The organism is Nitrosomonas eutropha (assembly GCF_003201195.1).
GTDB lineage: Bacteria > Pseudomonadota > Gammaproteobacteria > Burkholderiales > Nitrosomonadaceae > Nitrosomonas > Nitrosomonas eutropha.
Map to the genome: position 1 here is coordinate 43,466 of NZ_QICQ01000005.1, position 13,488 is coordinate 56,953.

Below are 13,488 nucleotides of genomic sequence, written 5' to 3' on the forward strand. Positions count from 1 at the left end.
CTATTTCTCCTCTTCAGATTAACACGCTAAACTTGCCAATATTATTTGAGAATACTTCTAAAGTTGGTTTTTTTAGGCAAAACAAGGCAGTGCACGGTAAGCACTGCCTTGAGTAACATCTCGTTGCTGAACTTCGCGCACCTTGTGCTTTCACTCTATACAACCGGATTTTAAAAACACTGTTAGACAAATTTATAGTGTGCGCACAACCAATCCTCGATATCTTATTTTCCGCTTAAAATATTTTGCAGCAGCAAATCATTCAATCGTCTGACGAAACTAGCTGGATCTTCGAGCTGCCCCCCTTCGGCCAGCAATGCCTGATCAAACAAAATATGGCTCCAGTCAGCAAATTTGGCTTCTTCATATTTCAGGCGCTGAACCATGGGATGATGCGGGTTGATTTCCAGAAACGGTTTACTATCCGGAACTTTCTGACCAGCAGATTTCAGTAGTCGTCCGAGATTACCACTCATATCGTGTGTATCAGCTACCAAACAGGCTGGCGATTCCGTCAAACGGTAGGTAATGCGGACATCCTTGACTAGCTCACCCAGCACTTCCTTCATTTTTGCTGTTAATTCCTGAAAATCTCCTGCTTCCTTTTCATGCTCTTGCTTTTCTACTTCATCTTCCAGCTTGCCTAGATCCAGATCACCTTTGGCAATAGATTGTAAAGATTTACCCGCATACTCATTTAGATTGGCTGTCAGCCATTCATCAATACGATCATGCAACAACAGAACCTCGATCCCTTTTTTACGGAATATTTCCAGATGTGGGCTGCTTTGGGCTGCCTTCAGACCATCTGCAGTAATGTAGTAAATTTTTTCCTGTTCTGGTTTCATCCGGGCGATGTAATCATCCAGCGAGACCGTCTGCTCTTCTTGTTCATCATGTGTTGAAGTAAATCTCAGCAATTTAGCGATACGTTCACGGTTGCTGTAATCTTCCGCAACTCCTTCTTTCAGTACCTGGCCAAATTCACGCCAGAAGATTTTAAATTTTTCCTGATCCTCGCTCTTATCACTCGTTGCAAGATCTTCAATCAACCCCAGTACTTTTTTCACCGAGCCGGCACGAATGCTGTCAATATCTTTCGATTCTTGCAGGATTTCACGGGAAACATTCAATGGTAAATCGTTTGAATCAATAATGCCGCGAACGAAACGCAAGTACCCTGGCAACAATTTCTCCGCATCATCCATGATAAACACACGTTTGATATAGAGTTTGAGGCCATGACGATGCTCGCGATCAAACAGGTCAAACGGCGCATGGGCGGGAATATATAACAACTGAATATACTCCTGCTTACCTTCAACTCTGGCATGTACATGAGCAAGCGGCGGCTCGAAATCATGCGCTACATGTTTATAAAATTCATCGTACTGTTCTTGCGTAATCTCATTTTTAGGCCGTGCCCAGATTGCACTGGCCTGATTGACTGTTTCTTCTTCATCACTTATTTTGTATGCCTTGCTCTCGTCATCCCATACCTCCTTCTTCATAATGATAGGAAGCGTGATGTGATCTGAATACTTGCGGATGATAGAACGCAGCTGAAAGCTGCTTAACAGCTCATCCTCGTCTTCACGCAGATGCAAAACAACCTCTGTACCCCGATCCCTTTTTTCCACGGTTTCCAGCGTGTATTCACCCTCACCACTGGATTCCCAGCGCACTCCATGCTCAGTAGTCAGGCCTGCACGGCGAGTAGTCAACGTTACTTTGTCCGCAACAATAAATGCCGAATAAAAACCTACGCCAAACTGTCCAATTAGGTTGGCATCCCTAGCTTGGTCACCTGTCAGCGAATCAATAAATTCCCGTGTACCAGATTTGGCAATAGTACCAATATTATCAATCACTTCCTGTCTGGACATACCGATACCATTATCGCTGATCGTGATAGTACGCGCCTCTTTATCGTAAGCAATACGGATTTTAAGATCCGGATCGGATTCATATAATGCCGTATCGGATAATCCTTCAAACCTCAGTTTGTCTGCGGCATCCGAAGCATTCGAAATCAACTCCCGTAGAAAAATTTCCTTATTACTGTAAAGGGAATGAATCATCAACCTCAAAAGCTGTTTCGCTTCAGCCTGAAAATTCAAGTGTTCGACGTTTTCTGCAGTTTGCATACTTTCCTCCTTAAAAAATGCGCTAACATTGTGGGATCAGGTTTCCCGATTTCAAGTTACTTCAATCTCGAAACCTCTATTTCTTAATTTTTACTTGTTCGATTGTATGAAATTCTTATCTTTTGTTTTTTCGGCATCGCTATGTGCAGTCACCTTCCAAGTTAATGCTCAAGAATTAGAGCTTCCACTTGATAAAATCAAGCTACCCTCCGGGTTTTCAATCAGTATTTGGGCACATGTACCGGATGCACAAGCCATGACATTAGGCGATAAAGGAACAGTATTCGTAGGTTCCAAATCGGCAGGTAATATCTATGCCATCACAGAAAACGAGGGAAAACGCCAAGTCCGCATTATTGCCAGCAAGCTCAAAATGCCCTCCGGAGTAGCGTTTCATGACGGTGCTTTATACGTATCATCGGTTAACAGAATCCTGCGTTTTGATGACATTGAAAATACGCTCGATCACCCAGCACCACCGCACATTATAACGACTGATTACCCTAAAGAAACCTATCACGGTTGGAGAAACATAGCGTTTGGTCCGGATGATTGGCTGTACGTTTCTGTTGGCTCGCCTTGCAATATCTGCGAAACGGATCTGGATCGTTTTGCTCTAATTTCACGCATAAAACCGGATGGTACAAACTATGAAGTATTCGCGAAAGGGGTACGTAACACGGAAGGATTTGACTGGCATCCCATCACAAAGGAATTGTGGTTCACCGATATCAGTCGGGCGTGGATGGGAGATAATCTTCCGCCAGATGAGTTGAATCATGCTCCAGAGAAAGGAATGCATTTCGGTTTCCCTTACTGCCATGGTCAAGAAGTAGCTGATCCCAAACTTGGGGCAAAACATGACTGCAATAAGTTTACTCCTCCTGCCGCTGAACTTGATCCTCACGTCACGCCAATGGGAATGCGATTTTATACCGGCACCATGTTCCCCGTTGAATACCATGGCAACATCTTTATTGCAGAGCATGGTTCGTGGAACCGCAGTACAAAAACAGGCTATCGTATTGAACGGGTACAGCTTGAGGCAAATAAGGTTACTAAAAAAGAATCTTTTGCGGAAGGCTGGCTGCAGGATAACGAAGCCTGGGGCAGACCGGTTGACATACTAATAACAGCGGATGGAGCGATGCTGATCACGGATGATATGGCAGGTGTGATTTATCGTATCAGCTATAATCAGCCATAACTCTCCCACCTGCCATGATTTTTACATGGAGTTTTGAATGGCAGACAGGCTCAAACCCATAAGTGCCTGAGGGAACATGCCCAGAAGTACTATGGCCAATCCGTTTGTGCTGATGAGTATCCTGACATCCGGTTTGAATAAAATCGGTCGAGTATCTTCCGGTGCATCAAAATATATAAACTTGACGATACGTAAATAATAAAAGGCACCAATTAGCGCCAGTATAACTGCAACAACCACTAACCAGACATACCCTGCCTCCAGGACAGCCTGGAAAACAGCTAGTTTTGCATAGAATCCAATCATGGGGGGAACTCCCGCCATAGAAAACATTATTAACAACATCATAAATGCAAGCCACGGGCTGCGTTGATTAAGACCTTTAAAATCACTGATCTTGTCCGCCTCAAATCCTTCCCGGGAGAGCAACATAATAATTCCAAATGCACCCAGCGTCATTAATACGTAAGCAATCACATAGAACATGGCTGAGCTGTAGCCGTTTTCTCCTATCGCAATAAAACCAAGCAAAACAAATCCTATGTGCGAAATTGTTGAATAAGCCAGCATCCGCTTAATATTTAGCTGAGCTATCGCTACAAAATTACCAACCGCCATCGAGGCCACTGACAGCAAGACCAGCATTCCCTGCCAATCAGTAGCCAGCTCTCCCAGGCCCTCCACCAGCAATCTCATAACAAAACCAAAAGCCGCCAGCTTAGGTGCTGACCCGATAAATAATGTTACTGCAGTAGGCGCTCCTTCATAAACATCTGGAGCCCACATATGAAATGGTACTGCGCTGAGTTTAAAGCTGATACCGGCAACAACGAAAACCAGACCGATGATAAAGATGTCATGATCTGCCGTACCTTGTTGGATGCTCTTCGTTAATTCCGAAATATGCAATGTTCCAGTTGCGCCATATAGCATTGACATGCCATAAAGCAAAAACCCGGAAGCCAGTGCGCCCAGAACAAAAAATTTGATGGCAGCTTCGGTAGCAACAGCCGATTCACGTTGCAACGCTACCATGGCATAAAGCGACAGGGATAACAGTTCAATTCCCAGATAAAGGGTAATAAGGTGGCTTGCAGAAACCATAACCATCATACCCAGTGTGGCGAACAATGTGAGACTGAAGAACTCCCCTTTCAATAGACCCCGGAGACTGATGTATGCGCGGGAATAGATCAACACAGCCGCAACAGTAGGATAAATCATCAGTTTTAGCGTATCTGACATTGCGTCACCGACAAACATGCCTGAGAAAGTATAACGAACTTCTGTGCTATATATGTCATACGTAATGAATGAACATCCGGCCAGTGTCAATAATGACAAATAAAATGACAGAAGCCGATTTTTTTCTCCTACAAACAAGTCAGCAAGCATGATCACGCAAATCATGAACAGCAGGAAAATTTCAGGGTAAGCTGGTGTGAAGTCAGGTAACAAAAAATCCATGAAAAATCCTTAATTTCCGATCAGGAAAGTATTTTTATTATCCAAAAATTTAGCTAAATATCTTAAAGCTTGGTACGTGCAACATGCTCCAGCAGATTATCAACCGTAACATGCATAACTTCGGTAAGTGGCAGCGGATAAATACCCAGAGCTAGAACTGCAACCGCCAGGATAGCCAAAACCAAAAATTCACGTGCGGAAATATCTTTCATTCCCTCGACATTGGGATTTGCCACGGCACCAAACACAACTTTTTTATATAGCCACAGACTGTAAGACGCCCCCAAAATCAATGTCAGCGCAGCAAAAAATGCATACCAGAAATTTACTTCCATGGACCCCATAATCACCATAAATTCACCTACGAAACCACTGGTGCCTGGAAGCCCGGAGTTAGCCATTGCAAACAACATAAAAAGAGCAGCAAAAACTGGCATTTTATTAACTACCCCACCATAATCTGCGATCATCCTAGTATGCAAGCGATCATATAAAACACCAACACATAGAAACAAAGCGCCAGAAATGAATCCATGCGAAATCATCTGCACCATGGCTCCTTCTATTCCAATAGGATTGAACAGGAAAAAGCCCAACGTAACAAATCCCATATGAGAAACTGAAGAATAGGCAATCAGCTTCTTCATATCACGCTGCATTAACGCAACGATGCCAATATATACAATGGCAATCAGCGATAAAGCGATCAATATCCATGACAACTCATGACTCGCATCTGGCGTAATTGGTAAAGAAAATCTGAGAAAACCGTATCCACCCAGTTTAAGCAGGATAGCTGCCAGTACTACCGAACCACCTGTAGGTGCTTCAACGTGCGCATCCGGCAACCAAGTATGCACTGGCCACATCGGCACCTTAACCGCGAAGGCGACCATAAATCCTATAAAAATAAGGATTTGTGCGGCCATCGGTATAGGAAGATGATGATAATCGAGAATTGAGAAGCTACCACCAGAAGCCTGATATAAATAAATCAGCGCCACCAGCATCAATAGAGATCCCAGAAATGTATAAAGAAAAAACTTTAGAGCTGCATAAATCCGGTTAGGCCCTCCCCAGACTCCAATAATGATAAACATTGGAACCAGTGATGCTTCCCAGAAAGAATAGAACAATATGGCATCCAGTGACGCGAACACCCCATTGAGAACACCGGACATGATCAAAAAAGCTCCCATATATTGGGAAACCTTTTCACGAATCACCTCCCATCCGGCAATCACGACCAGCGGGGTCGTAAAACTGTTCAATAAAATTAATGGCATTGATATGCCATCAACCCCCAAATAATAATAGACATTGAGGCGTTCAAACCATACATTCCGCTCGATAAACTGCATCGAACCCATGGATGTATCAAATCCACTATAAAGCGGAAGTGTTACGAGGAAACCGGCCACAGATCCAGCCAGAGCAACCCAGCGTACCGCTTGAGTATTCCGGTCACTCATCAAAAATACGATTAAACCAGAAACAATTGGTAACCAGATAATTAGACTTAACAGCGGAAATCCAAATAACATGTTTTTTTCGTCTTAAATCGCATTTCAATGCGTATTAGTTATCCCAGAGAACAGAAAGAAGTTCAGTCCGTTTTCAATTCCCTGAAGCCTAAAAAGGAAACAGCCATATACTCATCAGAACAAATACACCCACAATCATACTAAATGCATAATGGTAGATATACCCGGACTGAAAGCGACGTCCCACCATCGCAAACCAACCCATCGCTCTTGCCGTGCCATTAACCATCAAACCATCTATGACTTTCACATCTACATATTTCCACAGCACGGTACTTAGCGTACGTAAACCGCCCGCAAATAACCAGCTGTACAGCTCATCAATAAAATATTTTCGATCAAGCAGAACATAAACCGGATTAGCCAGTTTTTTAATTTTACCGGGTAATGCAGTTTGATAACGATACAAAAACCAGGCAGTAAAAATTCCTGACATCGCCAGCCAGAACGGAGGGGCAGTCAAAGCATGTATCATCATGCCGAATATTCCTGTATAGCTCTCGCCCATCTTGGCCATGACATCATGCTGCGCATCTATATAAATAGCCTCAGTGAAGAAACCTCCAAAAAGCATTGGATCAATCAGCCAGCCAGCCGCCACAGTAGGAATTGCCAATAAAACTAGTGGTACCGTCACTACCCAAGGGGATTCACGCAAATGATCACGTGTATGGCTATCCATACCTGGTTCGCCATAGAAAGTCATGAATATTAGCCGGAAGGTATACAGCGCAGTAACGAATACTGTACTTAACGCGCAGAAATAGGCGAATCCTGCCCCAGGAATTTCCGAGAGGAGAATTCCTTCAATAATCGCATCCTTAGAGAAAAAACCTGAAAAACCTGGCACTCCTGCACTGGCCAATGCAGCAACAAACATGGTGCCAAATGTAATCGGCATATATCGTTTAAGTCCACCCATCTTGCGCATATCCTGCTCGTGATGCATGGCGATAATGACGGACCCTGCACCCAGAAACAGCAATGCCTTGAAAAAGGCATGCGTCATAAGATGAAAGATAGCCGCTGAATAAGCAGATGCGCCCAGTGCTACCGTCATGTATCCGAGCTGGGATAGCGTTGAATACGCAACGACTCGCTTGATATCATTCTGTACTACCGCTACCAGCGCCATAAACAAGGTAGTAATTCCACCAATCACAAAAATAACCGAGTGCACTGTAACAGATAACTCAAACAGAGGAGACATGCGAGCTACCATGAAGATACCAGCTGTTACCATGGTTGCAGCATGAATCAGAGCCGAAATGGGTGTTGGCCCCTCCATTGAATCCGGTAACCAGACATGCAGGGGAAATTGAGCAGATTTACCCATCGCACCTATGAAAAGCAGCAAACATATTACTGTCATCAACATCCAGGATTCACCAGGCATGATTTCAATAGTACGGGATGCAAGGTATTCCGCATGGGTAAATACAAGCTCGTAATCCAAAGTGCCGACATTTGCCAGTATTAAAGCGATACCCAGCAGGAAGCCTATATCAGCGATCCGATTAACCAGAAATGCTTTGAGATTGGCATAAATTGCCGTCGGGCGAGTGTACCAAAAACCGATTAGCAAATAAGAGACCAGTCCGACTGCTTCCCAGCCAAAAAACAATTGCAGGAAATTGTTTGACATCACCAGCATCAGCATCGAAAACGTAAATAGCGATATATAGCTAAAAAATCGCTGATACCCTGGATCTCCCTGCATATAGCCGATAGTATAAATATGTACCATTAACGATACACCTGTTACTACCATCATCATCGTGGCTGACAACGTATCAATCAAAAATCCTATCTCAATTACAGTCTCGCCTGATGTCATCCAGGTATAGACACTACCGTTATAAAGATTTCCTTGTAATACATCGATAAAAATTACAACAGATGCAATAAATGACAGTGCCACTAACGCAATCGTCGCACGATGGCTCCCTATCAGACCAATCTGTCGCCCAAACAGCCCGGCAACGATTGCTCCTAACAAGGGTGCCGCTGGTACTAGTAAATAAAGATTTTCCATCTAAGGTATCAATTAACAATACTGTTTAACAAACTGACTGGATATAAAACTGCCTGCCGTTCAACCCTTAAGTCTATCCAAATCATCTACGTTGATAGTACGTATGTTTCTGAATAAAGCGACCAAAATCGCTAAACCAATAGCAGCCTCGGCTGCAGCCACAGTCAGAATAAAAAATACAAAAATCTGCCCAGCTATATCCTGTAAATAATATGAGAAAGCGACAAAATTTATATTAACTGCCAGTAGCATCAGCTCAATGGACATTAACAAAATAATGACATTTTTACGGTTGAGAAAAATACCTACAACCCCAATGGCAAACAGAACAGCGCCCAGCACAAGATAATGTGATAGTGATACCAAGATGATTACCCTTCAAATGAAAATATTTGAGATAGTTGAAATCCCTGGGGAAAAATCATTCTTTTTTTTCTGCAGGCATAGATATTACTTTTAACCGCTCGTTACGGCTAACAGCTATCTGCCTGGAGGCATTAGAAGATTTTTTATCGGTGCGATGGCGCAAGGTTATAGCTATAGCAGCAACCATTGCCACTAACAAAATGACTGCAGCTAATTCGAAAACATACACATATTCAGTGTAAATCAATCGACCCAATTCTTTAGTATTACTGTAATCAACTGATTTATATTCCGGAGTTTGTATGATTTCAGAACTAAATTGTTTGCTCATCAGTACCATACTCATCTCAACGGTCATAATAAAAGCCAATATTGCACCAAATGGAAACCACTTCCAGAATCCTTCCCGCATCTGATCTAAATTAATATCTAGCATCATAACCACAAACAGAAACAGCACCATGACGGCGCCTACATATACCACTACTAGAGCTATCGCTAAAAATTCCGCTTCGAGTAAAATCCATAATCCGGAAGATGTCACAAAAGCAAGTACCAATAGCAGCACCGAGTAAACGGGGTTACGTAATGTAATTACTCCTAGTGCAGAAATTATCACCACACTAGCCAGACTGTAAAAAACAAAATCCTGGAAAATCATAAATTTATATCTAAATGTTTAACGATAAGGAGCATCTGCTGCTCTGTCTTTGGCTATCTGCTCTTCATAACGGTCACCCACAGCCAGCAGCATTTCTTTGGTATAAGTCAGATCGCCACGAACTTCGCCGTGATACTCAAGCACACGTGTCTCGACAATTGCATCTACTGGACAAGCTTCTTCACAAAAACCACAAAAAATACACTTAATCAGATCAATATCGTAACGTGTGGTACGCCGTGTACCATCATCACGTTGTTCTGACTCAATAGTGATCGCCAACGCCGGACAAACTGCTTCACATAACTTACACGCTATACAGCGCTCCTCACCATTAGGATAACGACGCAAAGCATGTAACCCTCTAAAACGAGGTGATTGCGGCGTCTTCTCTTCCGGATAATGTACAGTAACCTTAGGCGCAAACAAATAGCGTCCAGTTACTTTCATTCCCTTTAACAACTCAAATAGCAAAAAGGATTTTAAAAACCGTTTAATGCGTTCCATTTTGAAATTCCTCTTGACTAGAACCAAAGATTCAATGGAAAGCTTTGCAATGCAGCTTCAGGCAATTGCATTACTGCGCCCAATAAAACAATCCAGATTAACGTAATTGGAATAAATACCTTCCACCCCAACCGCATAATTTGATCATAGCGATAACGAGGAAAAGTAGCACGGAACCAAAGAAAGAAAAACAACATGATGGCTATCTTTAACAACAACCAAACTACACCCGGGATCAGATTGAAGGGAATGATATCTACCGGGGGCAACCACCCTCCAAGGAACATGATACTGGCTAAGGTTGCAACCAGAATCATGTTTGCATACTCGGCAAGAAAAAATATGGTAAAAGCCATTCCCGAATAATCCACATGGAAACCAGCCACGATTTCCGATTCTCCTTCAGCCACATCAAAAGGTAATCGATTAGTTTCGGCTACTCCAGAGATAAAATAAACTAGAAACATCGGAAATAATGGAATCATGTACCAATTAAGAAAACTCCCTCCCTGTTGCCCCGCTACGATATCTCCCAAGTTGAGACTAGAGGACATCATCAACACACAAACCAAGGCAAATCCCATAGCTAATTCATATGAAATAACCTGTGCAGCAGAACGCATGGCACCCAAGAAAGCATATTTTGAATTAGATGCCCATCCAGCAATAATGACACCATAGACACCCAGAGATGTCATAGCCAGAATATATAGCAGTGCAGCATTGATATCAGCCAATACTAGTTCTGGTGAGAAGGGAACGACAGCCCATGCCGCTAATGCAGGCGTTATAGCAAGTATTGGCGCAAGGAGAAATAGAAATTTATTGGCACCGGTCGGAATAATGATTTCCTTCATGATAGCCTTAACCGCATCGGCAATAGGCTGCCCCCATCCACCCAACCAAGGAATACCAAAAAATGTTACCCGGTTTGGCCCTACTCTGACTTGCATGAATGCAATAATCTTTCTCTCTGCAAAAGTAAGATATGCGACTGCCAGCAATAATGGAATAATGATTGCCAGAATCAACAGCAGATTCTTTGCCAATAGAAAGAGGGAAACACCCCACTCGCTGCCAAATAATTGTTCAAATAATGGTTGAAAACTATCCATTGATCAGATTCCAAATCCAGGTTCTTATAATTTTTCCAGTTTGATTTCACCAAACATCGTTCCCAGTCTGGATATTTGCGGGTGAGCGCATGCCAAACGAATACAATCATCAGGCAAATTATCATCCACAGAAATCACCAACTGAATTTCCTCATTTTGTTGATCTATTCTGACTGTTTCACCCGCCAGAATTCCAGCTTTATTGAGTAGGGCAGAAGAAGCAAATGCAGTAGGTGGAGCAGCATCATGTGTCTTTTGCAAAGATACTGCACGCCTTACGATTGGATCAGCCTGATAAATTGGTACCTCACCAATCCTTTCTATCTCACTACCTTTCTGACTGAAATCTTTGATAGAAAGTACATCCAGTGAATTATTCAAATTTTGCACAAATTCCTCTTTATCAGAAATGATTTCTGCACGAACCTGTTCTGATGAGTCGTAATCAAATCCCTCCAGTTGCAGCAAATTTCCTAGTACACGCAATACTTTCCAAGCAGGACGCGTTTCGCCAAGAGGAGATACCACACCTTGAAAACTCTGTATTCTTCCTTCGGAGTTAACAAAAGTACCAGATGTCTCCGTAAAAGGAGAGACAGGCAGAATAACATCCGCATAATCGGGAACATTACCTTTATAACTACTCAAGGAAACCACAAACTCGGCACGATTTATTACCTGCGATGCTCGGCGCGTATCATAACTATCTAACTCCGGCTCAAGATTCAATAGTATATAGGCGCTACAGACAGATTCTTCCTCTGACGCACCCAGTCCTAACATCTGCCCCGCGTTCAGACCAGATTTCCTTGATTCAGTTTTATTAGCAGATTCCGCTCCGACATCCCACGGTACAACTCCGACAGAATAGGCACCCACACTATTTGCAGCCTCTCCCAAAACACCAAATCTTGCTTCCGTCATCTCTGAAATTGCCTGTACTGCACTGAATAAATCAGCATAATGGGGATGATGTTGAGCGAGATTACCCAAAAAAACAGCAGCTGGAGAATGCTCTATAAGACTACTTGCCATTCCTCGTGCGCTTTCTGAAACATTAACCTGATTTACTGCAGATGCAATCTGCTCAGATATGGGCATATTTTTAATTTCTGCAACTGCTTTAAGAACCTGTAATACCGCATTCAACATTGCTGATGGTGCAACAATAGTTTGATAAGCGAGCTTGGTAAACAGATCATCTCCAATTGGATTAATGACACTCAGCTGCGCACCTTGTTTTACTGCTTGACGCATCCGCTGAGCAAGCAGCGGATGATCTTTGCGTAATGTACTGCCAATAACCAATATTGATTTCAGTTGTGAAACCTCAGCAATTTGCATCCCCAGCCATGGAACTCCCTGCGACATGGTATCTACACGGAAATCAGATTGGCGTACCCGATGATCAATATTATGGCTACCCAATCTCCGCATCAATTTTTGCAATAAATAGAGCTCTTCCAGCGTACTATGAGCAGACCCCAAGGCACCGACACCCTGCGCACCATACTTATTAATTACATTTTTGATACCTTCCGCAGTAAAAGCCAATGCTTCTTGCCAGCCACAAGCTTGCCATTCTCCCGATTTTTTGATCATCGGGACAGTCAAACGATCTTCAGAATTCAATCCCTCATAAGAAAAACGATCCTTATCCGAGAGCCAACATTCGTTGATCGCTTCATTTTCACGTGGCAACACCCGCATAACCCGATTATTCTTCACTTGTACAACCAGATTACTTCCCAATCCGCAATGTGGACTGATTGATTTCCTGCGTGATAACTCCCAAGTTCTTGCCGAGTAACGAAAAGGCTTACTGACCAGAGCTCCCACCGGACACAAATCAATTACATTGCCCGATAGCTCTGAATCAACAGTTTTACCAACAAACGTCAAAATCTCAGAGTGTTCTCCACGGCCGGCCATCCCAAGTTCCATGATCCCGGCTATTTCCTGCCCAAAACGAACACATCGCGTGCAATGGATACAACGAGTCATATCTGTTGATATGAGTGGACCAAGATTTTTGTTGGTTACTGCTCGCTTGGCCTCCTGATAACGCGAACCACTTGAACCATATCCAACAGCCAAATCCTGTAACTGACATTCACCTCCTTGATCACAGATGGGGCAGTCTAGCGGATGATTAATAAGCAGAAACTCCATTACCCCTTTTTGTGCCGTGACAGCTTGCTGAGAGTGCGTTGAAACTTTCATACCTTCAGCAACTGGTGTCGCACAAGCAGGCAAAGGTTTAGGTGCTTTCTCGACCTCAACCAAGCACATCCGACAATTGGCAGCTATTGACAGTTTTTTGTGATAACAAAAATGTGGGATGTATATCCCAACCTGCTTGGCAGCATCCATTACGGTACTACCTTGTACAACGGCTACTTGCTTGCCATCAATTTCAATATTAATCATCAGCAATAA

10 protein-coding genes are annotated in these 13,488 nt (G+C 43.1%); 1 reads left to right on the forward strand and 9 read right to left on the reverse strand.

The annotated features are described in order from the left end of the window. Positions 1-224: 224 nt before the first annotated feature. Positions 225-2,147 carry a molecular chaperone HtpG gene (gene htpG / locus C8R14_RS02990; RefSeq protein WP_011634021.1) on the reverse strand — a complete coding sequence of 641 codons (1,923 nt, stop codon included), beginning with the start codon at positions 2,145-2,147 and terminating at the stop codon, positions 225-227. Between the two features lie 106 nt (positions 2,148-2,253). On the opposite strand from htpG, the gene C8R14_RS02995 reads away from it, so the two are divergent. Then, positions 2,254-3,354, forward strand: coding sequence for a PQQ-dependent sugar dehydrogenase (locus C8R14_RS02995; RefSeq protein ID WP_011634020.1), 1,101 nt, complete (start codon positions 2,254-2,256; stop codon positions 3,352-3,354). 21 nt (positions 3,355-3,375) lie between these two features. Here C8R14_RS02995 and nuoN read toward each other — a convergent pair whose 3' ends face one another. The 8 genes from nuoN to nuoG all read right to left on the reverse strand — a co-directional run bounded on the left by nuoN (position 3,376) and on the right by nuoG (position 13,479). After that, positions 3,376-4,821, reverse strand: a complete 1,446-nt coding sequence (nuoN, locus tag C8R14_RS03000; protein WP_011634019.1) for an NADH-quinone oxidoreductase subunit NuoN — start codon at positions 4,819-4,821, stop codon at positions 3,376-3,378. A 62-nt stretch (positions 4,822-4,883) separates the two neighbouring features. Next, entirely contained in the window at positions 4,884-6,365 is a 1,482-nt protein-coding gene (locus C8R14_RS03005) for an NADH-quinone oxidoreductase subunit M (RefSeq protein WP_011634018.1), read from the reverse strand. Between the two features lie 88 nt (positions 6,366-6,453). Further along, the gene (gene nuoL / locus C8R14_RS03010) at positions 6,454-8,400 is read right to left on the reverse strand and encodes an NADH-quinone oxidoreductase subunit L (protein WP_011634017.1); all 1,947 of its coding nucleotides are present in this window, start codon (positions 8,398-8,400) and stop codon (positions 6,454-6,456) included. A gap of 60 nt (positions 8,401-8,460) precedes the next feature. Then, positions 8,461-8,766, reverse strand: coding sequence for an NADH-quinone oxidoreductase subunit NuoK (gene nuoK, locus C8R14_RS03015; RefSeq protein WP_011634016.1), 306 nt, complete (start codon positions 8,764-8,766; stop codon positions 8,461-8,463). 55 nt (positions 8,767-8,821) lie between these two features. Further along, positions 8,822-9,427 (reverse strand): NADH-quinone oxidoreductase subunit J, encoded by a 606-nt coding sequence (locus C8R14_RS03020; RefSeq protein WP_074685008.1) that lies wholly within the window; start codon positions 9,425-9,427, stop codon positions 8,822-8,824. 18 nt (positions 9,428-9,445) lie between these two features. Beyond that, on the reverse strand, positions 9,446-9,934 hold the full coding sequence (gene nuoI, locus C8R14_RS03025) for an NADH-quinone oxidoreductase subunit NuoI (protein ID WP_011634014.1): 489 nt from the start codon (positions 9,932-9,934) through the stop codon (positions 9,446-9,448). A gap of 17 nt (positions 9,935-9,951) precedes the next feature. Then, a complete protein-coding gene (gene nuoH, locus C8R14_RS03030; protein ID WP_011634013.1) occupies positions 9,952-11,049 on the reverse strand; it encodes an NADH-quinone oxidoreductase subunit NuoH in 1,098 nt (365 codons plus the stop codon). Positions 11,050-11,073: 24 nt separating this feature from the next. After that, a complete protein-coding gene (gene nuoG, locus C8R14_RS03035; protein ID WP_011634012.1) occupies positions 11,074-13,479 on the reverse strand; it encodes an NADH-quinone oxidoreductase subunit NuoG in 2,406 nt (801 codons plus the stop codon). Between the last annotated feature and the right edge of the window lie 9 nt (positions 13,480-13,488).

Excerpts from the sequence above, each read along its gene's own strand:
- nuoG (WP_011634012.1), bottom strand. The coding sequence starts at position 13,479 with ATGATTAATATTGAAATTGATGGCAAGCAAGTAGCCGTTGTACAAGGT.
- C8R14_RS02995 (WP_011634020.1), top strand. The coding sequence starts at position 2,254 with ATGAAATTCTTATCTTTTGTTTTTTCGGCATCGCTATGTGCAGTCACC.
- htpG (WP_011634021.1), bottom strand. The coding sequence starts at position 2,147 with ATGCAAACTGCAGAAAACGTCGAACACTTGAATTTTCAGGCTGAAGCG.
- C8R14_RS03005 (WP_011634018.1), bottom strand. The coding sequence starts at position 6,365 with ATGTTATTTGGATTTCCGCTGTTAAGTCTAATTATCTGGTTACCAATT.
- C8R14_RS03020 (WP_074685008.1), bottom strand. The coding sequence starts at position 9,427 with ATGATTTTCCAGGATTTTGTTTTTTACAGTCTGGCTAGTGTGGTGATA.
- nuoL (WP_011634017.1), bottom strand. The coding sequence starts at position 8,400 with ATGGAAAATCTTTATTTACTAGTACCAGCGGCACCCTTGTTAGGAGCA.
- nuoI (WP_011634014.1), bottom strand. The coding sequence starts at position 9,934 with ATGGAACGCATTAAACGGTTTTTAAAATCCTTTTTGCTATTTGAGTTG.
- nuoH (WP_011634013.1), bottom strand. The coding sequence starts at position 11,049 with ATGGATAGTTTTCAACCATTATTTGAACAATTATTTGGCAGCGAGTGG.
- nuoN (WP_011634019.1), bottom strand. The coding sequence starts at position 4,821 with ATGGATTTTTTGTTACCTGACTTCACACCAGCTTACCCTGAAATTTTC.